General features: G+C 36.3%; 2 protein-coding genes. Both read right to left on the reverse strand.

What is annotated here, in order from left to right:
- On the reverse strand, window positions 1-537 hold a 537-nt coding region (locus AC1DUA_RS36745; RefSeq protein ID WP_477504425.1), incomplete at its 3' end, for a LacI family DNA-binding transcriptional regulator.
- Window positions 538-721: 184 nt separating this feature from the next.
- A complete protein-coding gene (locus tag AC1DUA_RS36750) occupies window positions 722-1240 on the reverse strand; it encodes a DUF4275 family protein (protein WP_477504426.1) in 519 nt (172 codons plus the stop codon).
- Between the last annotated feature and the right edge of the window lie 368 nt (window positions 1241-1608).

Here is a 1608-nt window from a genome sequence, read left to right on the forward strand (position 1 = left end):
TAGATGCACTGTAGCTGTATAAGCCCCCCCCATATCATCTCTTTCGACCGTTAGCACATCGTCATGGTGCCATTTCCCCAAATAGACAACAGGGAAGCCTGATTCGACCATTCTTAGAATGTTTCTGTCATGTATGGAAGCCGACGAAAGTATGATCCCATCTGTTCGGCGATTTTTCAATATTTTATTGTAGGCGGCAGATTCATCCTTTTCCGATGGGCTTGTCGATAGCATCAAATTATAATTATGATTATCGAGCACTTCGTTAATTCCTTCTAGTAGCTGAGCAAAGTAAGGGTGAGTGAACACATGATGAGAGGTATTGGGGATGATAAATGAGATGGTTTCCGTTTTCTTAGCTCTGAGACTTCGGCCAATCTCGTTCGGAATATAATTCAGTTTCGCAGCTGCTTCTTCAACCAATTTTTTCGTTTTCACGTTTACCCTTGGATCTCCCGAGAGAGCTAAGGATACGGTCGCCGTTGAAACATTGGCGAGACTAGCAACGTCTTTTATTGTTACTGTAAAATTTTTCACTAGATGCTCCTTTTATTTTTTAAATCGATTTAAATTGTATAAACGAATAATAAAGCGATTTCATTATTTTGTCAATACTTTCTAGTACTTAGCGTAATCTGCCCTTTTGTTCAACAGGCTGCTGATTATTTCGGCAGCCTGTTGTCATTAATTTGCTTCTTTTTTTTGAGAAGCCTAACTAACCCTAAACATTTGTGTAAAAGTATGGTCCGCACATAGATTCATGAGTGTATACATACGTCCATGTAAAATTCTTATCAAATAGATATATATCTTGTTCATAATCAAAATCGGATGCAACAATATCACTAGCGTTATTATATTCAAATACAATATCAGGTATATTTTGATACATGACAAATAATTCATTTTTAGTTATAGCATCAAATGCGTTTCTCGCTGCCTCTTTTTCAATACAAACTTGCTTATTAAAACTAAAAATATGYCACTTATACTGATTATAACGAATTTCACTTTTGGTCTCATCGCTAATGTTCTTTGCAAATGCGCTATCCCACTGGTCCATAATTCCATGCTCTTTATCTAATAAAGTTAAAATAACTACTCCTTTATCATGCATGTTTTTAGTAAAGAGATATTTTTGGCGGATAGCTTCAATAGACCAGTAAACTTTCACTAATTCTTCATCAGGTAAACTGTCTATCATTTGATTAATTTCTTGTCTATACATCCTAAAATTCATTCGAATACCTCTCTTCGCTAACCTATAATTGACCAATATTTATACGTAAATGGGATAAAGTGGTTGCGCTAATCTCTCGTTATTTCAATGAAAAAGGCAGCTGAGCGCAATCAGCTGCCTTAATGCCGTGATTGAACTAAAGTTATCCGTTAGATTCCTGTAGATGGATAAATTTCAGCTTTGTAAAAAAACGAGCGCCTCTGTACGATGGRAGTACGYAACGGGTCAAAAGCCCTTTAATTCCATCATCCAGGAGGACGCTCTACTATGAAGTTTAAATCACAAGATAAGCAAAATCAACTCATTGAAAACATTACCGTTCATCATATTGTTGTAGGTGTAGACATTGCTCAAGAGGCTCATGTTGC

It is taken from the genome of Paenibacillus sp. 01T422, assembly GCF_056398785.1.